Here is a 19203-nt window from a genome sequence, read left to right on the forward strand (position 1 = left end):
CTATTTTCTACGATTTACAACGAATTCAGCCAAGCCACGTAAAGCATCTGCTGCCGAGCCGAAAGCATCAATACTTGCTAAAGCTTGTTGGTGCAGCTCTTGAGCCTGTCTTTGAGCGTAGTCTAAACCCATCAGGGTTACATAGGTCGGCTTATCGTTCGCAGCATCTTTACCAGCCGTTTTACCAAGGGTTTGACTATCTGCGGTGGCATCAAGCACGTCATCAACTATTTGAAAAGCTAAACCCAAGGCGCTAGAGAATGTCGTCAAAGCACCCATTTCAGCTTGAGATAAATTTGCAACCAATCCCCCCATTTGTACCGCGCAAATAAGTAATGCACCCGTTTTCATTTGATGCATATTCTGTAAACCCGCTAAATCGAGTTTAGCGCCAATACTATCTAAATCAATTGCTTGTCCACCAGCCATGCCGCGCGATCCAGCGGCACTAGCTAAGCTAGTAATTAACGCCAGACGCATCTCGCAATCGCCAGGTGCTTGAGCCAATATTTCAAAAGCGCGGGTTTGCAAAGCATCACCCACTAGAAGAGCGGTAGGCTCATCAAAAGCTTTATGCACTGTAGGTCGGCCCCGACGTAAATCATCGTCATCCATACAGGGCAAGTCATCGTGCACTAAAGAATAGGCATGCATCATTTCAATCGCTGCAGCTGCAACATCGAGCAGATTTGCGCGTTCGCTATTGGCTTGAGTCCCGCTTGCACTCGCGCTAGGCTTGCCAAGTTCACCAGCAGCATAGACCAATAGTGGTCGCATGCGCTTGCCACCCCCTAAGCTGGCGTATAGCATCGCTTCATGTAAACGCTGTGGCACGGTTTGAGCAACCACTAAATGCTGTACTAGTGTTGCTTCAGCACGAGCCGAGTATGTTTGTACCCACGCCTCGAAATTAAATGGGTTCATGCGACTCGTTTCTAGTCCTCAAAAACCCGCACCTGCTGCTCTACCTGCGTCAAGACAGCTTGACAATGCTTAAGAAGAGCGGCACCCCGTTGATAAGCCAACAAGGTTTCCTCTAAAGAAAGCTTGCCAGACTCCATATCGGCAATGAGTTTTTCTAAATCTTTCAAGGCCTGTTCGTAGCGCAAATTGGGATCAATTGGACTCTGCAATGCTGCACTTGCATGAGCCGGTTTTTTAGCAGGCATGACTTGCTCCCCTTGATGAAATAAGGCAAATAATGGTGAATAAACCCCCATCTTAAAGGTAAACCAAACCAAAGCCCCTAAAGTCGTAGGTATAATCCATGCCTTCCTTTCCAATATCGATTCGTCGATGGTTGGATTGGTTGTTCCGCTTAGCTTCGGCTGACTTTTTCGGGGGTGGGGAGAATGACTAATCTGGCTACCGCGCAGCAACTTGCGCCGTCCAAACTGCAATTGCCTGTAACGGCCTATTTTGACCTTGATTTATATCAACGTGAAATCGACTTGCTATTTAAGCAAGGGCCTGCATATGTAGGTCACGAATTAATGGTGCCCGAGCTAGGCTCGTATCAAACCTTACGGGCTGAAAATGAAGGTCGCTTGTTAGTGCGGAATGCTAATGGCGTTGAACTTCTTTCAAATGTTTGTCGCCATCGCCAAGCGCTGATGCTCAATGGTGCAGGTCGAGTAGAGTCGATCGTATGCCCCTTGCACCGCTGGACTTACGATTTAGAGGGTGAGCTTTTAGGCGCACCCCATTTTGAAAATAAGCCATGTTTACACTTAGGTAAATCACCCTTGCAAAATTGGCAGGGCTTGTTGTTTGAAGGGCCACGCGATGTGCATGCCGATTTAGGCCGTCTTGGCGTCGCTGCTGATCTCGATTTCAGCGGCTACCTGCTCGATCATGTTGAGGTACACGAATGTAATTACAACTGGAAAACCTTTATCGAGGTTTACCTTGAAGATTACCATGTAGCCCCGTTTCATCCAGGGCTTGGAAAATTTGTTGCTTGTGAAAATTTGCAATGGGAATTTGGTGATTGGCATAGCGTACAAACTGTTGGTATTCATAAAAATCTCAGCACTCCTGGCACTCAAACTTACCGCGACTGGCATGAAGCGGTCTTGCGCTATCACCACGGTAAGTTGCCGCAATATGGAGCAATTTGGCTTACTTACTTTCCCAACGTGATGGTTGAATGGTATCCGGGTGTGTTGTGTATTTCCACCCTACAACCGCTTGGACCTCAGCGCACGCGCAATATTGTCGAGTTTTATTATCCCGAAGAAATTGCTTTATTCGAGCGTGAATTTGTTACTGCTGAACGCGCCGCCTATATGGAAACCTGCCTTGAAGATGACGAAATTGCTGAGCGTATGGATGCAGGTCGCGCGGCTTTAATGGCGCGCGGAATAAATGAGGTTGGGCCCTATCAAAGCCCGATGGAAGATGGCATGCAACACTTTCACGAATGGTACCGCCGGACTATGAATTTGGAGAATCCAACATGAGCCAACCCTTAATTACTGCCAATCAATTAGAAGAATTACTCAATACCGGGGCAGACGTTTTACTCTGCGATTGTCGCTTTGATCTCACTAAGCCCACTGCAGGACGTGAAGCGTATCAAATGAGTCACATCCCTGGCGCTATCTATGTTGATCTCGATCAGGATTTATCTGGTCCGCAAACTGGTACCAATGGCCGGCATCCCTTACCTACTCCTGAGGTCTGGGCCAAAACCCGCCAACGCCTTGGCATTAAGTCAAATCTTCAGGTTGTTGCCTATGACAATCAGGGCTCAGTGTTCGCCAGTCGTCTTTGGTGGATGTTAAGAGCAATTGGTCATACTCAAGTACAAGTACTTGATGGCGGTCTCGACGCTTGGAATGGTGCGATTGGCAGCAAGCCACGCCAACCCATTGCGTTAGGAAGTATGCCAAGTGCCGTACCGTATAGCGATTTAGTGCTAGTTGATGAGCTTGTAGCAAATCTAGCTAATACAGAATCTGCGGCGGCGCACCTGGTTTTAGATGCCCGTACACCCGATCGTTTTCGTGGGGAAAATGAAACCCTTGATCCCGTGGGTGGGCATATTCCAGGCGCCACTAATCGTTGCTTTAAAGAAAACTTACGGGCCAAACAATTTAAAACAGCGGATGAACTGTATCGCGAATTTAGTATTTTATTGGCTGGTAGATCAGCGAAAAGTATTATTCACCAATGCGGTTCTGGCGTCACTGCTTGTCATAATCTCTTAGCCATGGAAGTAGCTGGCATAAGAGGCTCCCAACTCTATGCTGGTAGTTGGAGTGAATGGTGTGCAGATTCACGGCGACCTATCGCGACAACAGAATAACAAGCCCAATACCGCAGCCGATTAACATAATTTGCCGTAGGGATTCTCGCCAATATGGACGGCGATGCATTTGCGGAATTAAATCACTGACAGCGATATAAATAAAACTGCTCGAAGCGATCACCAAAAGGTAGGGCATGATATGGTGTGCACGCTCTAAAAAAAAGTAGGCTAAGACCCCGCCTAACACTGCGAGTGAACCACTAATTAAGTTATAAAGTAAAGCGCGAGCTTTAGAGAAACCGGCATTGAGCAAGACAATAAAATCGCCTACCTCTTGCGGAATTTCATGAGCAATGATGGCTAGCGCTGTAAAAATGCCGACTTGCATGTTCGCCATAAAAGCGGCTGCAATTAGCACGCCATCGACAAAATTGTGTAAACCGTCGCCCACCAAAATGGTCCAACCACTACTACCCGCCATTTCCGCATCATGACCTTGATGATGATGATGCCCATCACCTTCATGGTGGTGACTATGCCGTAATAAGGCAATTTTTTCTAACAAAAAAAACCCGAGCAAGCCCATTAGCAAGGCAGCAAATAAAATAGATGGGTTACTGTTTGGCATGGCAAAGGCTTCTGGCAAAGAATGCAAAAATGCAGTAGCCAATAAAATGCCGACCGAAAAACTGACCATGGTGTCGATCATCTTGCTTAAAAAACCTAAAGACAAACTAGCGGCAATTAAAACGCTGGCTAAACCCGCTAAAGCAGTAACTGCAATAATGAGTTGGAGGGTACTCAACCCATTCATGCCACGCCGTTTTGCTTAAACCAAGCCAAACATTTGGCCCACCCATCGGTAGCGGGCCCAGCGCGATACGACTCACGATAGTCAGCATGAAAGGCATGTGGCGTATCGGGATAGACCTCAATTCGCGAAGCCTTAGCTGCGGCATTTGTCGCTGCCGCTCTAGTTAAAGCAGCACGCATCTTTTCTACCGTATCGAGAGGAATGCCGGTGTCTGCACCACCATATAAGCCGAGTACAGGCGCTTTTAATTCAGCAGCAATATCCACTGGATTACGCGGACTATTAGGCGTGGGTACACCGACTAAGCGCCCGTACCAAGCAACGCCAGCGCGCACCTCTGGCAAAGTAGCGGCGAGCCAGGTAATGCGACCGCCCCAACAAAAACCGGTAACACCAACTCGCTTCACATCGCCACCATGGGCTCCTGCCCAAGCTATAGCCGCTTTAATATCAGCCATTACTTCTGCGTCCGGCGTCTTGGCAACAATATTACTCATAATTTCGGCTACGGTACCAAAGGTATTGGGATCACCTGCGCGAGCAAAAAATTCTGGCGCAATCGCGAGGTATCCCAGCTTGGCAAAGCGCCGCACCACATCAGCAATATGCTCATGCACACCAAAAATTTCACTAGTCACGATGATAATCGGCAATGGAGCGGAGGATTTAGATGGGCGTGCGACATAGAGCGGTACCTTTGCACCAGCAACCAAAATTGTTTGCTCGCTGGCTTCAATCCCCGTAAAGTCTGTTTGAATCGCTGCCGCTAACACAGGCTGCGATGCGGTCACAAAACCGACACCCAGACCACTGATGGATACAGCTGAAACTGCTGAAGCAGCAGAAGCTACTGAAGTTTGCATAAATTGCCGCCGTTGATTTTGCATTTTCTTTCCTTAAATTTAGTTACCAACTATCTTGATCTATCTACTTAATGCGCCTCTTCCCTAATGCGCCTCTTCCCAATTATTGCCCATACCAATACTGACCACTAGGGGTACGCGTAATTGTGCCACTGAGCCCATTAAATCTGGCAATGCTTCACGTAAACGATCTAATTCGGCATATGGCGTATCAAATATCAATTCATCATGCACCTGCAAAAGCATACGAGTTTGTAATTGCTCTGTTTCGATCCACTGTTGTACGGCAATCATCGCTAATTTAATTAAATCGGCAGCAGTACCTTGCATTGGTGCATTAATCGCAGCGCGTTCGGCACCCTGTCGCCGCGGCCCTGAACTTTTTATTTCAGGTAGCCATAAGCGCCGACCAAAGACAGTTTCTACATAGCCGCTTTCTCGCGCCTCAAGTCGTGTGCGTTCCATATATTGTGCTACTCCTGGGTAGCGCTCGAAATAAGTATCAATGTATTGTTGCGCAGCTGCCCGCTCAATACCAAGATTACCTGCTAAGCCAAAGGCACTCATGCCATAAATTAACCCAAAGTTAATCACCTTGGCATAACGCCGTTGTTCTGCGGTAACCGTATCTAAGGGAATACCAAAGATTTCGGCTGCAGTGGCTTGATGCACATCTAAGCCAGCAGCAAAAGCAGCGAGTAAGTTTTTATCTTGCGCAATATGCGCCATGATGCGCAATTCAATTTGGGAATAATCGGCAGAAACCAACTTGCAACCTTCGGCAGCAACAAAAGCCTCTCGAATACGTCGACCCTCTTCAGTGCGCACCGGAATATTTTGTAAATTGGGCTCGCTCGAGGCCAAGCGCCCTGTGACAGCCACCGCCTGAGAAAAATTGGTATGTACCCGTCCAGTTTTAGGATTGACCATACGTGGTAATTTTTCAATATAGGTCGACATCAACTTCGCTAAACTGCGGTAATCTAATATACGTGCAGGCAAAGGATAATCTTCAGCTAATTTTTGCAACACTTCTTCATCGGTTGATGGTGCACCTGCCGGCGTTTTTTTAATCACAGGTAATTGCAACTGGCCAAATAAAATCTCGCCAATTTGTTTGGGTGACTGAATGTTAAATGGCTGCCCTGCTAGTTTGTGTATTTCTGTCTCGAGGGATAAAAGGCGTTTACCCACGGTTTGCCCTTGCTTGGCCAATAAGGCTGTATCGACCTTGATGCCATTAGTTTCCATAATGCCGAGCACGCGCATCGCCGGTAATTCGATTTGTTGATACACATAGCAAAGCCCTGCATTTTCAGCAATTTGGGGCCATAAAAATTGGTGTAAGCGCAAGGTGATGTCAGCATCTTCAGCAGCATAGTTGCAAGCCGTGGCTAAATCGACTTGATCAAAGCCAATTTGATGTACGCCTTTGCCGCAAACTTCTTCATAGCGAATGGTCTTAATGCCTAAATGCCGCTCGGCCATACTATCCATATTGTGGGGTAAGTGCGATTCCAATACATAGGATTCCAACAAGGTATCGAATGCAATTCCCTGCAAGGTAATGCCATAGTTAGCAAAAATATGTGCATCGTATTTCAGGTTCTGCCCTACCTTTGCTTTGCTGGCATCTTCTAACCAAGGCAATAATCGCTCTAATACCCAAGCCCGGTCGAGTTGGGTTTCGCCAGTGCGATGCGCAACGGGAATATAACAAGCCTTCCCCGCCTCAACTGAAAAGGAAATTCCTACTAGCTCTGCTGCAAGCGCATCTAAGCTGGTAGTTTCTGTGTCGACCGCAACGAGTTGAGCTTGTTGAAGCTTGGCTAACCAGCGTTCAAAATGAACTTTATCAACCACGCATTCGTACTGACCTTGCAAAATATCGGCACGCACTGTCTTAGTTGTAGCCACCACACCCTCAGCAAGTTCAAGGGCTTCGCCGCTTAACTTGCCAGTATCTGGGGCCACCTCTCTTAACCACGTTTTAAAAGCATAGCGCTCAAACAACTCCCGTAACTTTGACGCATCTTCTGTGCCTGCATGAAGATCATCTAAACCTGGTAAATGGGGTGATAAATCGCAGTCGGTTTTAATCGTAAGCAATTCACGGGCTCGCAATAACCACGGTAAGCTAGCGCGTAAATTATCACCGACCACGCCTTTAACTAAATCGGCTGAAGCCATTAAATTATCCAAATCGCCATACTCTGCTAACCACTTATTGGCAGTCTTCGGGCCTGCTTTGGGGACCCCAGGGACGTTATCCACACTATCACCAATGATCGTGAGGTAATCAACGATGCGTTCCGGCGGAACACCGAATTTATTTATCACGCCAGCAATATTCAAACTTTCATTGGTCATGGTATTAATTAATGAGACGGAAGAATTCACCAATTGGGCTAAATCTTTATCGCCAGTAGAAATAATTGTTTCCCAACCAGCTGCACTGGCTTGGGTTGCCAACGTACCAATTACATCATCAGCTTCAACGCCTGAAACCATCAAGATAGGCCAACCCATCGCCCGCACCATCGCATGGATTGGCTCAATTTGCTTTACCAAGTCTTCGGGCATCGGTGAGCGGTTGGCCTTATATTGCGCATACATTTCATCGCGAAAAGTTTTGCCCTTGGCATCAAAGACACAAGCCAGATGATCGGCCGCAATATCTGTTCGCGCCCGCCGCAGCATATTGACCATGCCATAAATAGCCCCAGTTGGCTCACCTGCCCCATTGCGTAAATCGGGCATGGCATGAAAAGCCCGATAGAGGTAGCTAGAACCGTCAATTAATAGGAGTCTGTGTTTAGTCATACCGCAATCGTACAATCTAGTTGCCTAACACTCATAAATAGAGGATTTTAAAGATGCGCCAACATCGCTTGACCCGCCTTCTAGCAAGCTTGGCATGCCTTTTAGGCTTTTTCTGTGGTGGGTTCTTTGTAGTGCCAAACCTAGTTTTAGCGCAGCCAAACGCTGCTCAAGCGCTTAGCGCTGATGATTTACAGCAGATTAATGAAAAACCCATCTCTGCCAATGCAAAAAATACGAGTAATACTGGCGGTAAGCTCAGCCACCAGCCTGCTTTTACCCATACCAGTTCAAATGGCACGCAAATTACCGAATTTCGTGACGCACATAGCCCTACCAGCGTTCAGGTTAAAGGCGCTTTAGGAACCTACGATATGTCTCACCCGTCCTCATTAATGCCGGGCGCACGCGAGCCTGCCACCACCATCCTCAGTGTGCCAAGCTTGAGTCTGCCGCTAAAGTAAATTCGTTCGTCACTATGGCCGTTTATACCCCCCTTACCATGACAGAAATCGCACCTAGAATCGAGCGCGATTGGTCGATTGGCAAGGTAACAGGTTTACGCGGAATTCATGGGGGGATAGAAAACTCTAATTTTTTTCTGGAAGTGGCACAAGCAGGGCATCAGCAAGAATATGTACTGACGATTTTTGAGCGCTTAACTGCTCAGCAATTACCCTACTATCTTGAGCTCATGTTGCATTTGGCTAACAAAGGCATTCCGGTACCTAAACCTATCGCCAATCGCGCCGGAGAACTGCTTTTGACTCTCCATGACAAACCCGCTGCCATTGTGACTAAATTAGCCGGTCAATCCCACTTACAGCCCACTGTTGAAAATTGTGAAATGGTGGGCGTGATGCTTGCTAAGATGCATTTAGCTGGGGTGGATTTTCCGCTAGAGCAAGCCAACTTACGCAGCTTAGTTTGGTGGCAAGAGACTGTGCCAGCAATACTGCCGCATATTACTGCTCAACAGCAAATGCTACTAAAAACTGAATTGCAATTTCAAGAGGAATTTTTTTCCAGCACTGATTATGCGCAATTACCTCAGGGTGCTAGCCATTGCGATTTATTTCGCGATAACGTACTGTTTGTCGAGCAACAACAAGAAACGCAGTTAGGTGGGTTCTTTGACTTTTACTTTGCAGGTACTGATAAATGGTTATTTGATCTTGCGGTTACCGCCAACGACTGGTGTCTTGGCCCCGACCATGCCGATTTAGATGAACAGCGCCTCACTGCCCTGATGAATGCCTATCAAACTATTCGCCCCTTGGGTGCAGGCGAAAAGCGCAGCTGGTCTGCTATGCTTCGTGCTGCTGCATTACGCTTTTGGATTTCGCGCTTATGGGATTTGTATTTACCCCGCAACGCGCAAATGCTTACCGCACATAATCCTAATCACTTTGAGTTGATCTTACATAGTCGTCGCAAGCAAACAAATAATCTCTTATGAAACTAAATCGTGTTAATGCCCAGCAAGGCTATGTCTGGATTCGTCAAGGCATTTGGCTGTTTAAACAAAACCCCTTGGGTTTTTTAATGCTAGTTTTTTTATATATTTTCTTAGTCCAGCTAGCTATTTTGATTCCGATTATTGGCGTCTTTGCAATTTTACTGATTACCCCCTCCTTGCAGTTTGGTTTCATGACCGGCTGTCGCCAAACAATTCAAAAAATTCGGCTTTCGCCTTTGGTTTATTTAGTTGGGCTGCGCTCTTCGGGGCCCGTGGTACGAAAAAGACTCTTACAGCTTGGGCTGATTCACACTAGCTTAATTTTAGTCTTGAGTTTTATTGCCAGCTTCTTTGTAGACGTTCAATTACTCTTACCTGCGCTTACTGGCGATAAACCTCTGGGCATCGAGATTATCAAGCAGATGTATGTCGTCTTAGGTATTGTGGTGGCTCTCTATATTCCGATTGGGATGCTGATGTGGTTCTCACCAATTTTGGTGGGATGGGAAGATATGCCTGTAACGCAAGCACTTTTTTCGAGTTGGATTGCTTGCTGGAGTAATCGCTACGCATTTATCATTTATCTGCTTATTTGGGGCGCGCTTCTAGTGGCAGTTCCTTTACTTCTCAGTACCGTGTTTGAGGCGCTCAATATTAGAGAAGTCGGCTCATTCGTGATTGCCCCAATTTCAATGGCTTGTATGACAGTGCTGTATTGTTCAGCATTTGCTACTTGGAAAAATTGTTTTACTGATAGTGCAGCTACCGCTAACCCCGATGAGATTGGTGCTTAACTAACGGCAACGTAGCATTAGCCATGAATTCTTAATCAATCGCTGCTAACTTGGCAATACTCAATTGCAACCATTTCACACCGTGACGCTTGAAATTAATTTGAGCACGCGCATCAGCCTCTAGGCCCTCGAGGGCAGTAATACGCCCCTCACCAAACTTTGTATGGAAAACCTGCTGGCCAACCCGAAAGGGATAAATATCTCTTGCTGGTGCAGTCATGCGGGGAATATTGCTACTCAAAGCGCTATGCGCTAGCCGAGGCTTACGCGCAGTAGGGCTTTCTTCGTAATCAAACACCTGACTGTCATCACTATCATGCGAGTAACCGCTTTTCCAGGTACCCCCTCCGCTCCGTCCTCCACCCCAACGTGCATCTTTCATTTTGGGGGTAAGCCATTTCAAACACGCTGTCGGTAATTCCTCTAAGAAACGTGACGGCATGTTGTAACGTACTTGACCATGAAGCATGCGTGATTGGGTATGTGATAAATATAAGCGTTCTTTAGCGCGCGTAATTGCCACATACATGAGGCGCCGCTCTTCCTCTAAACCATTATTTTCATTAATACTATTTTCATGAGGAAATAAACCCTCTTCAAGCCCAGTAATAAAAACCGCAGTAAATTCCAAGCCCTTGGCAGAATGGACGGTCATGAGTTGAATAGCATCTTGCCCAGCTTGCGCTTGGTTATCTCCAGCCTCTAAAGAAGCGTGCGCTAAAAAAGCGGCTAAAGGCGAAATCTCTAAAGTGCCGGCATCGTTTTCACTTGGCGGTGAAGCGGCCTTCGCATTTTGCCCAAAACCCTCCTCGGCAATAAAAGCAGTGGCTGCATTTATTAATTCTTGTAAGTTTTCAACTCGATCTTGACCTTCGCGTTCGCTTAAGTAGTGCTGAATTAAACCGCTATGTTGAATTACAAACTCGACTGTTTCTGGAAGGGTGTTGTGCCGAGTTGCTTCGCGCATGTGATCGACGAGGCGCACAAAGCCACCCAAGGCCGCGCCAGCCTTGCCTTCGAGGGTGCTAGCGGCCGAGTACAAGGAACATTGTTGCAATTGCGCTGCATCTTGTAGCGCCTCAATACTTCTCGCACCAATTCCCCGCGTGGGAAAATTCACTACGCGAGAAAATGAGGTATCGTCATTGGGGTTTTCAAGTAAGCGTAAATAAGCTAGCGCATGCTTCACTTCGGCGCGCTCAAAAAACCGTAAGCCACCATAAACTCGGTAGGGCAAACCAGCAGAAAACAAATTATGTTCAATAATGCGTGACTGAGCATTACTTCGGTAAAGCAAAGCAATCTCGCTGCGACTGATACCGCCATTAATCAGCCCCTTGATTTCGTCAATGAGCCAAGCGGCTTCCATACCATCGCTCGCTGCTTCGTAAATCCGCACTGGCTCCCCATGACCTGCATCCGTGCGTAAATTTTTTCCTAAGCGTGCAGTATTATTAGCGATTAAGTGATTCGCGACATCTAAAATATTGCCATGCGAGCGATAGTTTTGTTCTAACTTCACCATGAATGGATGAAATTGGTTTTCATATAAACGCATGTTTTCTACATCGGCACCGCGAAAGGCATAGATGCTTTGGTCATCATCGCCAACCGCAAAGACCGAACTTGCACTAGCGCTAGCACGACCACCTTCATGGCCAGAAAGGAGCTTTAACCACGCATATTGCAAAGCATTAGTGTCTTGAAACTCATCAATCAAAATATGGCGAAAGCGCTCTTGATAATGGGTACGAATTGGCTCGTGGTGCTGTAATAATTCATAACTACGTAATAACAATTCAGCAAAATCAACTACACCTTCGCGTTGACATTGCTCGTCATAAGCCGCGTAAAGCTCAGCCATCCGATCTTGAAAGGCGTCACCTGAATGTAAATCTTTAGCCCGCATGCCGCGCTCTTTCGCATGGGCGATGAAGTATTGCAATTGTTTGGGCGGGTATTTTTCATCATCGACCTTAAGCCCCTTTAACAGGCGCTTAATCGCTGACAATTGATCTTGGGTGTCGAGTATTTGAAAGGTCGATGGCAAGCCCGCATCACGATGATGGGCGCGCAATAAACGATTACATAAGCCATGAAAAGTACCAATCCACATCCCGCGGGTGTTAATGGGCAAGATCGCCGCTAGGCGAATCATCATTTCTTTGGCTGCTTTATTGGTAAAAGTGACTGCCAGCACGCTAATGGGCGAAGCTTGACCCGTTTGAATCAGCCAAGCAATGCGCGTGGTGAGCACGCGGGTCTTGCCACTTCCAGCGCCCGCCAAAATTAAAGCGGAGCGTGAACGGCCCTTTTCATCGCTTGGCGGCAGTGTGACTGCTTCGCATTGTTCGGGATTCAGGTTGGCGAGCAAGTCAGAGTACATTAGCCCAATTATAATTTGCCTCTTATGCCAAACCCTTTAAATCCCTCTGCTTCAAGCCCCATCAACCCCACCGCTGATTTAGAGTTGGCTAAATCCTATGAGCCTGGCCCCATCGAAGCCTATTGGGGCCCTGAATGGGAGCGCCGGGGTATTTCCCAAACCACTTTAGACGATCAGAAACCCAACTTCAGCATCCAACTGCCACCGCCCAATGTCACTGGTACTTTGCATATGGGTCATGCTTTTAACCAAACCATGATGGATAGCCTCATTCGCCATGCCCGTATGCAAGGTCTAAATACACTCTGGCTACCGGGTACCGATCATGCTGGCATTGCCACTCAAATTGTGGTTGAACGGCAACTAGAGGCACAGAAAATCTCACGTCATGAACTAGGGCGCGAGGCCTTTCTAAAAAAAGTTTGGGAATGGAAAGATACCTCTGGCTCAACCATTACTCGGCAAATTCGCCGTCTTGGCGCATCTATTGACTGGTCGCGTGAATATTTCACCATGGACGACAAAATGTCGGCCGCTGTAGTTGAGGTCTTTGTTCGCCTTCATGAGCAAGGTTTAATTTATCGTGGCAAACGTTTAGTGAATTGGGATCCGGTTCTAGGTACCGCCGTTTCCGATCTCGAAGTTGTGAGTGAAGAAGAAGCTGGCAGTCTGTGGCATATTCGTTATCCATTAAGTGATGGGTCGGGCGAATTAATCGTCGCTACAACTAGACCAGAAACTTTACTGGGCGACGTTGCGGTGATGGTTAACCCAGAGGATGAACGTTATCGTCACCTCATTGGGCAAATGGTGAATTTACCCTTGTGTAACAAAACCATTCCCATCATTGCTGATAGCTATGTTGACCCTGCCTTTGGAACTGGCGTTGTCAAAGTAACTCCTGCGCACGACTTTAATGACTACGCCGTGGCCCAACGCCACCAACTACCGCTCATTACGATTCTGACGCTCGATGCCAAGATTAATGAAAATGCTCCCAAAATCTACCAAGGCCTAGATCGCTTCGCCGCCCGCAAGCAAATCATTGCCGACTTAGAATCTGCAGGTTTAATGGCCGAAGTGAAACCGCACACCTTAATGGTGCCCCGTGGTGATCGCACCCAAACCATTATTGAGCCGATGCTGACCGACCAATGGTTTGTTGCAGTCTCTAAACCGAGCGCTGACAACCTCTATCAACCTGGTGCGTCAATGGCCAGTGCCGCATTGCATGCCGTCACCAGCGGAACAATTCAGTTGGTGCCTGAAAATTGGAAGAGCACGTATACCCAGTGGCTGGAAAATATTCAAGATTGGTGTATCTCTAGGCAGTTGTGGTGGGGCCACCAAATTCCTGCTTGGTATGGTTCTGAAGGGCAAATATTTGTGGCGCGCAATGCTACTGATGCGCAAGCCAAAGCCAGCGCTGCTGGTTACACCGGACCCCTGCAGCGCGACTCCGATGTACTTGATACCTGGTTTAGTTCAGCCCTAGTACCCTTCAGTTCATTGGGTTGGCCGCAAGCAACCGCAGAGCTTAAGCACTTTTTACCTTCCTCGGTCTTGGTTACTGGCTTTGACATTATTTTCTTTTGGGTTGCGCGCATGGTAATGATGACTTGCCACTTTACTGGGCAAGTACCTTTTCATACGGTCTATGTGCATGGCTTAGTGCGCGATGCTGAAGGCCAAAAAATGAGTAAGTCGAAAGGGAATACCTTAGATCCAATCGACCTCATCGATGGGATTGAATTGGCTGCCCTCGTCGATAAACGAACTACTGGCCTGATGAACCCAAAGCAAGCAGCAAGCATCACTAAAAAAACCCAAAAGGAATTTCCCGATGGTATTCCAGCCTTTGGTACTGATGCCTTACGCTTTACCTTTGCCTCGCTTGCGTCGCTGGGACGGAATATTAATTTTGATCAAAAACGCTGCGAAGGCTACCGTAATTTTTGTAACAAACTCTGGAATGCCAGCCGCTTTGTTTTAATGAACTGCCCTGGCGATGACGCAGCCAATGGTTTTGCGCCCTGTGATAATCAATGTGGTCCCGAAGGCTATCTCGATTTTTCTCCCGCCGATCGCTGGATTGTCTCGTTACTGCAAAAGACAGAGGCAGAAGTTGCTAAAGGTTTCACGATATATCGCTTTGATAATGTCGCCAGCGCGATTTATCAATTTGTCTGGGATGAATATTGCGATTGGTATCTAGAGCTCGCAAAAGTTCAGTTACAAACTGGCACGCCTGCCCAACAACGCGCTACGCGCCGTACGCTCCTACGGGTGCTGGAAACAATCTTGCGTTTAGCCCACCCGCTCATTCCATTTATTACCGAAACCCTCTGGCAATCCGTTGCTCCAAAGGCTGGTAAGGAACTGAATCAGCAAGCCAGCCAATCGATTGCTTTGCAGCCCTATCCCATCAGTCAGCCAGAAAAAATTGATGCCACTAGTGAAGCGTGGATGGCGCAAGTTAAAGCTATTACGGATGCCTGTCGTAATCTGCGCGGTGAAATGCAAATATCACCGGCACAAAAAGTGCCCCTGTGGATTTGTGGACCGTCAGCTTTTTTAAACCAAGCAACCCCCTATTTAATGGCCCTCGCTAAATTATCAGAAGTGCGCATCTTTGCTGATGAAGCTAGTCTCGAACGCGAAGGGGCGGGTGCGCCTATTGCCTTAGTTGGTGAAATTAAATTACTACTTAAAATTGAAGTTGATTTAGCTGCGGAGCAAATACGCATTAGCAAAGAATTGGTGCGCATTGCTAATGAAATTCATAAATGTCACCAAAAATTGAATAATGAAAGTTTTGTTGCGCGGGCGCCAGACGAGGTAGTTGCGCAAGAAAAACAGCGGCTTGCCGCCTTTGAACTCAACCATGAAAAATTGGCTGCCCAACTGCTGCGTTTAAAATCATCTTAAATACTTTTTAGAAGCGAACTTTATGAGCAATGCCAAGTTAAAACCCGTTAGCAAAGCAGTATTTCCAGTTGCCGGCTTGGGCACGCGGTTTTTACCCGCTACTAAGGCCAGTCCTAAAGAAATGCTCAATATTGTCGATAAGCCACTAATTCAATATGCGGTTGAAGAAGCCATTGCAGCTGGCATTACCGAAATGATTTTTGTCACTGGCCGCAGCAAGCGCGCTATTGAAGACCACTTCGATAAGGCATATGAACTTGAAGCCGAACTTGAGGCTAAAAATAAAACTGCTTTACTCGAAATCGTACGTAATGTGAAACCGAGTCATGTCGATTGTGTATATGTGCGTCAACCTGAAGCTTTGGGTTTAGGTCACGCGGTACTATGTGCCGAAAAATTAGTACGCGATGAGCCCTTTGCGGTGATCTTGGCAGATGATTTACTGGTTGGTGAGCCAGCCGTATTGGCACAAATGTTGGCAGTGCATGATAAATATCAGGGCTCTGTTTTAGCAGTAGAAAAAATTAATCCCGCGCAAAGTAGTTCTTATGGCATTGTGGCTGGCACTCTTACTGACCCTGGCGTACATCGCTTAACGGGCATTGTGGAAAAACCGCTACCGCAAGATGCGCCGTCAAATTTAGCGGTAGTGGGCCGTTATGTACTTTCTTCCAATATTTTTAATTACATTCGTAATCTTCAGCCTGGAGCTGGTGGTGAGTTTCAACTCACTGATGCGATTGCTGCCTTATTAAAAGCGGAACCCGTATATGCTTATGAATATCAAGGGGTACGTTACGACTGCGGTAGCAAATTAGGCTATCTCAAGGCAACGGTAGATTTTGCTCTACGCCATCCTGAAGTCAGTAGCGAGTTTGCCGCCTTTCTTAAACAACGCTAAGCTTCACACAGGGCTTCTTGCTTCACTGCGACTGGTAAATAATTTAGCGGCGTTTGAGGTAAAAAACAAAAGTATCGTTAACTACCTCTGTAGCAATTAATTGATTGCCAGTTTGTTTGGCAAACGCTGGGAAATCATGTTTTGCTCCGGCATCGGTGGCGGTAATTTTGAGGACTTCTCCCGACTGCATATCGGCCAGGGCTTTTTTAGTGCGTAAGATGGGTAATGGGCAATTCATCCCAATGGCATCAACTTCACGATTGGCAATCGGCAGCTCATTGAGGGTTAGCTCATTAAAAGTGGCTTGATTTTCGCTCATACTATTTAATCTACAGTTTTTTCTGCAGTTTTCTCTCTAATCCATTGTTGTACGCTGGCTAAGGCCGCCGGCAAGGCACTTGGCATTGTACCGCCTGCCATCGCCATTTCGGCTTTACCGCCGCCTTTTCCGCCCACCTGCTGAGCCACAAAATTCACTAAATCGCCGGCTTTAATGCGACTGATTGTATTGGCTGTGACCCCCGCGATCAAACTGACCTTATCCCCTTGCACCGAGGCTAAAACGATCGCAGCAGTTTTCAATTTGGCTTTTAAAGCATCTAAGGTTTCACGTAATACCTGCGCATCGGCACCATCGAGGCGGAGCGCTAAAACCATCAGGCCATTTATCTCAATTGCCTGGGCCGCAAGTTCATCGCCCTGACTAGCAGCCAGCTTAGAGTTCACTCGCTCAAGCTCGCGCTCGGTTTGCCGTAAAGCATCTTGCAGTTGTGCTACCCGAGTTGCAAGCTCATTGGGATTGGTCTTTAATAAATGCGCTACCGCGAACATTTGATCTTCTAAGTTTTGTAAAAAGTGGAGTGCGTTATTGCCGGTGACTGCCTCGACCCTGCGAATTCCAGCGGCCACACCCGATTCTGAGGTTACCTTTAAGCTTCCAATATCACCAGTGCGGCCCACGTGGGTGCCTCCGCACAACTCTTTTGAGCTACCAATTTCCAACACCCGTACTTCAGCGCCGTATTTTTCACCAAACAGCATCATCGCCCCGGTTTTTTGCGCATCTTCGAGTGACATCACTTGTGCTGAGGTTGCGGTATTGGCAAGAATTTCTCGATTCACGAGCGCTTCAATTTGTTTTAACTGAGCTGGGCTTATAGGTGCATGGTGAGTGAAGTCAAAACGGGTTTTGCTAGCATCAACCAAAGAACCCTTTTGCATTACATGGTCACCTAAGACTTCACGCAATGCTTTGTGCAATAAATGGGTGGCGCTGTGATTGCGCATGGTGTCTTGGCGATGGACAATATCGACTAGCGCTTTTAACGAGTCGCCAACGCACAATTGCCCCTCTAATACCTCACCTTGATGACCAAATACATTAGCTTGAATCTTAAACGTATCGGTAACCTCAAAACGAGAACGTTCATTCCGTAACTCACCACGATCGCCAACTTGACCGCCCGACTCGGCATAAAAAGGGGTGTGATCGAGCACTACTACAGCGTTATCGCCAGCAGCGACAGACTGCACCGCAACCCCATCAAGATACAGGGCAGTAATGGTGTTGCTATCACGTTGGAGTTGCTCATACCCATGAAATTCGGTTGGCTTTCCAGCATACGTCAGACCTTGCGTCATTTTAAATTGCCCTGCCGCACGGGCTTGATTACGTTGCGCCTGCATGGCCAACTCGAAGCCAGCGACATCGACAGTAACGCCACGCTCCCGACAGATGTCGGCAGTTAAATCTAAGGGGAAACCAAAGGTATCGTGTAAACGAAAAGCAGTTTCACCGTCAATATTGGTGGCATTGTTTGCTAAAGCGGCTTCTAAAATTTCCATGCCATTGGCAATCGTTTGAAAAAAGCGTTCTTCTTCTTGTTTGAGAACATCACTGACTTTATCTTGTGCATTACGCAACTCGGGGTATGCATCGCCCATTTCAGCAACTAAGGCAGGTACCAACTGATATAAAAATGGTTGCCGCGCACCTAATTTAAAACCATGGCGAATTGCCCGCCGCGCAATGCGGCGCAACACATACCCACGACCCGCATTTCCGGGTATCACGCCATCGACAATCACAAAACTACAAGCGCGAATATGGTCGGCAATAACCTTCAGTGAAGGGCTATTGGCAGCGCAATTTTGGCCGCCAGCCCCATCGACTGCGGCTTTCGCCGCTTTCAGTAAATTAACAAATAAATCGATTTCATAATTAGAATGGACTTTCTGCAACACCGCTGCAATCCGTTCCAGACCCATGCCCGTATCAACACTTGGCTTGGGTAGAGGATGCATATTGCCCGCTTCATCGCGATTAAATTGCATAAAAACATTATTCCAAATTTCAATAAAGCGATCGCCATCTTCATCGGGACTACCAGGCGGCCCGCCAGGAATGTGTGCGCCGTGATCATAAAAAATTTCTGTACACGGACCACAAGGGCCGGTATCTCCCATCATCCAAAAATTATCGGACGCATAGCGCGCACCCTTGTTATCGCCAATGCGGATAATGCGTTCTGCAGGGACACCAATTTGTTGATGCCAAATAGCGTAGGCCTCTTGATCTTCGGCATAAACCGTAATTAACAATTTTTCTTTTGGTAACTTAAATACTACAGTTAATAATTCCCAGGCAAATTGGATTGCATCCTGCTTAAAGTAATCACCAAAAGAAAAATTGCCGAGCATCTCAAAGAAGGTATGGTGCCGAGCGGTGTAACCCACGTTGTCTAAATCGTTATGCTTACCCCCCGCCCGAATACACTTTTGGGCGGTAGTTGCCCGACTATAGGAGCGCTGATCAAAGCCCAAGAAAACATCCTTAAATTGATTCATGCCGGCATTGGTGAACAGTAAGGTCGGATCATCTCCGGGCACCACCGGGCTAGAAGGAACGATTTGGTGCCCTTTGCTGGCAAAGAAATCAAGGAAGGCTTGGCGAATTTGGGAAACTTTCATGACAATAATTATCGC

15 protein-coding genes are annotated in these 19203 nt (G+C 47.2%); 7 read left to right on the forward strand and 8 right to left on the reverse strand.

The annotated features are described in order from the left end of the window. Together LZT22_RS09945 and xseB are read right to left on the reverse strand one after the other, a co-directional pair. Entirely contained in the window at positions 1-924 is a 924-nt protein-coding gene (locus LZT22_RS09945) for a polyprenyl synthetase family protein (RefSeq protein WP_233925041.1), read from the reverse strand. 11 nt (positions 925-935) lie between these two features. Then, on the reverse strand, positions 936-1169 hold the full coding sequence (gene xseB, locus LZT22_RS09950; RefSeq protein ID WP_233925042.1) for an exodeoxyribonuclease VII small subunit: 234 nt from the start codon (positions 1167-1169) through the stop codon (positions 936-938). Positions 1170-1352: 183 nt separating this feature from the next. On the opposite strand from xseB, the gene LZT22_RS09955 reads away from it, so the two are divergent. Continuing rightward, a complete protein-coding gene (locus LZT22_RS09955) occupies positions 1353-2462 on the forward strand; it encodes an aromatic ring-hydroxylating dioxygenase subunit alpha (protein WP_233925043.1) in 1110 nt (369 codons plus the stop codon). Then, positions 2459-3310, forward strand: coding sequence for a sulfurtransferase (locus tag LZT22_RS09960; protein ID WP_233925045.1), 852 nt, complete (start codon positions 2459-2461; stop codon positions 3308-3310). The genes LZT22_RS09955 and LZT22_RS09960 overlap by 4 nt, the downstream gene beginning before the upstream one ends. On the opposite strand, the gene LZT22_RS09965 is transcribed toward LZT22_RS09960, so the two are convergent. The 3 genes from LZT22_RS09965 to polA all read right to left on the reverse strand — a co-directional run bounded on the left by LZT22_RS09965 (position 3291) and on the right by polA (position 7753). Continuing rightward, positions 3291-4067: a ZIP family metal transporter gene (locus LZT22_RS09965; RefSeq protein ID WP_233925046.1), complete on the reverse strand. Its 777-nt coding sequence runs from the start codon at positions 4065-4067 to the stop codon at positions 3291-3293. The two genes, LZT22_RS09960 and LZT22_RS09965, sit on opposite strands and share 20 nt — an antisense overlap. Further along, positions 4064-4930, reverse strand: a complete 867-nt coding sequence (locus LZT22_RS09970; RefSeq protein ID WP_370635223.1) for a dienelactone hydrolase family protein — start codon at positions 4928-4930, stop codon at positions 4064-4066. Before LZT22_RS09970 ends, LZT22_RS09965 begins: the two co-directional genes overlap by 4 nt. Positions 4931-5014: 84 nt before the next feature. Further along, positions 5015-7753: a DNA polymerase I gene (gene polA, locus LZT22_RS09975; protein WP_233925049.1), complete on the reverse strand. Its 2739-nt coding sequence runs from the start codon at positions 7751-7753 to the stop codon at positions 5015-5017. A gap of 53 nt (positions 7754-7806) precedes the next feature. On the opposite strand from polA, the gene LZT22_RS09980 reads away from it, so the two are divergent. Genes LZT22_RS09980 through LZT22_RS09990 form a run of 3 tightly spaced genes read left to right on the forward strand, consistent with a single transcriptional unit; the run spans position 7807 to position 10003 of the window. Continuing rightward, positions 7807-8214, forward strand: a complete 408-nt coding sequence (locus LZT22_RS09980) for a hypothetical protein (RefSeq protein WP_233925051.1) — start codon at positions 7807-7809, stop codon at positions 8212-8214. A gap of 14 nt (positions 8215-8228) precedes the next feature. After that, positions 8229-9209: a homoserine kinase gene (locus LZT22_RS09985; RefSeq protein ID WP_233925053.1), complete on the forward strand. Its 981-nt coding sequence runs from the start codon at positions 8229-8231 to the stop codon at positions 9207-9209. Beyond that, a complete protein-coding gene (locus tag LZT22_RS09990; RefSeq protein WP_233925055.1) occupies positions 9206-10003 on the forward strand; it encodes a BPSS1780 family membrane protein in 798 nt (265 codons plus the stop codon). Before LZT22_RS09985 ends, LZT22_RS09990 begins: the two co-directional genes overlap by 4 nt. A gap of 31 nt (positions 10004-10034) precedes the next feature. Here the strand turns inward: LZT22_RS09990 and LZT22_RS09995 are convergent, their stop codons facing one another. Continuing rightward, the gene (locus LZT22_RS09995) at positions 10035-12389 is read right to left on the reverse strand and encodes a UvrD-helicase domain-containing protein (RefSeq protein WP_233925057.1); all 2355 of its coding nucleotides are present in this window, start codon (positions 12387-12389) and stop codon (positions 10035-10037) included. A gap of 24 nt (positions 12390-12413) precedes the next feature. On the opposite strand from LZT22_RS09995, the gene LZT22_RS10000 reads away from it, so the two are divergent. Beyond that, a complete protein-coding gene (locus LZT22_RS10000) occupies positions 12414-15317 on the forward strand; it encodes a valine--tRNA ligase (protein ID WP_233925058.1) in 2904 nt (967 codons plus the stop codon). Between the two features lie 22 nt (positions 15318-15339). Then, complete coding sequence (gene galU / locus LZT22_RS10005) at positions 15340-16218, forward strand: UTP--glucose-1-phosphate uridylyltransferase GalU (RefSeq protein ID WP_233925059.1); 879 nt, start codon at positions 15340-15342, stop codon at positions 16216-16218. 43 nt (positions 16219-16261) lie between these two features. On the opposite strand, the gene LZT22_RS10010 is transcribed toward galU, so the two are convergent. After that, positions 16262-16537, reverse strand: a complete 276-nt coding sequence (locus tag LZT22_RS10010; protein ID WP_233925060.1) for a sulfurtransferase TusA family protein — start codon at positions 16535-16537, stop codon at positions 16262-16264. A 5-nt stretch (positions 16538-16542) separates the two neighbouring features. After that, positions 16543-19188 carry an alanine--tRNA ligase gene (gene alaS / locus LZT22_RS10015; protein WP_233925061.1) on the reverse strand — a complete coding sequence of 882 codons (2646 nt, stop codon included), beginning with the start codon at positions 19186-19188 and terminating at the stop codon, positions 16543-16545. Positions 19189-19203 lie beyond the last annotated feature (15 nt).

The sequence above is a fragment of the Polynucleobacter sp. IMCC 29146 genome (assembly GCF_021395195.1).
Classification (GTDB): domain Bacteria; phylum Pseudomonadota; class Gammaproteobacteria; order Burkholderiales; family Burkholderiaceae; genus Polynucleobacter.

Coding starts and splice junctions, on each gene's coding strand:
- LZT22_RS09955 (WP_233925043.1), top strand. CDS start 1,353: ATGACTAATCTGGCTACCGCGCAGCAACTTGCGCCGTCCAAACTGCAA.
- LZT22_RS10000 (WP_233925058.1), top strand. CDS start 12,414: ATGCCAAACCCTTTAAATCCCTCTGCTTCAAGCCCCATCAACCCCACC.
- LZT22_RS09965 (WP_233925046.1), bottom strand. CDS start 4,067: ATGAATGGGTTGAGTACCCTCCAACTCATTATTGCAGTTACTGCTTTA.
- xseB (WP_233925042.1), bottom strand. CDS start 1,169: ATGCCTGCTAAAAAACCGGCTCATGCAAGTGCAGCATTGCAGAGTCCA.
- LZT22_RS09990 (WP_233925055.1), top strand. CDS start 9,206: ATGAAACTAAATCGTGTTAATGCCCAGCAAGGCTATGTCTGGATTCGT.
- LZT22_RS09970 (WP_370635223.1), bottom strand. CDS start 4,930: ATGCAAACTTCAGTAGCTTCTGCTGCTTCAGCAGTTTCAGCTGTATCC.
- LZT22_RS09960 (WP_233925045.1), top strand. CDS start 2,459: ATGAGCCAACCCTTAATTACTGCCAATCAATTAGAAGAATTACTCAAT.
- LZT22_RS09945 (WP_233925041.1), bottom strand. CDS start 924: ATGAACCCATTTAATTTCGAGGCGTGGGTACAAACATACTCGGCTCGT.
- LZT22_RS09985 (WP_233925053.1), top strand. CDS start 8,229: ATGGCCGTTTATACCCCCCTTACCATGACAGAAATCGCACCTAGAATC.
- LZT22_RS10010 (WP_233925060.1), bottom strand. CDS start 16,537: ATGAGCGAAAATCAAGCCACTTTTAATGAGCTAACCCTCAATGAGCTG.
- alaS (WP_233925061.1), bottom strand. CDS start 19,188: ATGAAAGTTTCCCAAATTCGCCAAGCCTTCCTTGATTTCTTTGCCAGC.
- LZT22_RS09980 (WP_233925051.1), top strand. CDS start 7,807: ATGCGCCAACATCGCTTGACCCGCCTTCTAGCAAGCTTGGCATGCCTT.
- LZT22_RS09995 (WP_233925057.1), bottom strand. CDS start 12,389: ATGTACTCTGACTTGCTCGCCAACCTGAATCCCGAACAATGCGAAGCA.
- polA (WP_233925049.1), bottom strand. CDS start 7,753: ATGACTAAACACAGACTCCTATTAATTGACGGTTCTAGCTACCTCTAT.
- galU (WP_233925059.1), top strand. CDS start 15,340: ATGAGCAATGCCAAGTTAAAACCCGTTAGCAAAGCAGTATTTCCAGTT.